The sequence below is a fragment of the Shewanella algidipiscicola genome (genome assembly GCF_003605125.1).
Classification (GTDB): Bacteria; Pseudomonadota; Gammaproteobacteria; order Enterobacterales; family Shewanellaceae; genus Shewanella; species Shewanella algidipiscicola.
On the sequence record NZ_QPQT01000034.1, the window covers coordinates 1 to 775 of the forward strand.

The 775-nt window shown below is 44.1% G+C and carries 1 protein-coding gene; it reads right to left on the reverse strand.

All coding sequences use genetic code 11. The features are described from left to right. Window positions 1-227: 227 nt before the first annotated feature. Window positions 228-775, reverse strand: a 548-nt coding sequence (locus DVO77_RS18925) for a transposase (protein WP_487247673.1), incomplete at its 5' end; no start/stop codon positions are given.

Genomic DNA, 775 nt, shown 5'->3' on the forward strand with positions numbered 1-775 from the left:
CAAGCAGTTAGCCACCCATAGTTAATCAATAACATAGCACCATTATTTGCAGATTACTCCTATGCCGCCCATGATAGGCATCATAAATGAGAAAACTCGTCAAAATGGCAACTGGGGAGCATCAGATAAGTTTGAATTGATGAGAAGAAGACAAAAAGGCAGAATTTAAGGCATCACAAATTGACCTGACTGACAGGCCTAGTACAGAAGTGGGAAGCGGCTAAATACTAGCTGAACTGAAGGTGCTGACAACTGCTTGCAAAGTGCCTTCGTCGTTTTTCTAGGTGAGTATAATAGTCATCAAGCTCTTGCAATGAACCAACGGGCCCTCTAAAAAGTTTGCCAAAATCAGTCGTTAATTTTAGCCAGTTTTCGGCGGGGAGATTAAGCCTTTGTAAGATATTTTCAGCACGTTTAGCAATAGCGCCTCGTTTATCTTCTCGGATAACTCTTCCGGTTTCATCCACCAACTCAAGGTAATCTTTAAAGCTGAACGCTATGCCTTTCGGTTGTTGTGCTCGCTCATTGCCAATAAACGCCAAAAGATGCTTAGGCTGCTCACCTTTCAGTGCAGCATTAACACGTAATTGGATACTGGTGTAGTCACTGTGCTCTGGAGTACTGGCCATCTTAGCTCTAACAGGGTTTAACTCAACATACGCCATACAAGCTAACAGTGCCGCTTCATCAAGTAAGGCCTGGCTTTTAAAGCGACCCTCCCAAAAATGCCCTGTGCAGTTATCCTCCATGTTGGCTTGCCTAGCGATGGGCTCAT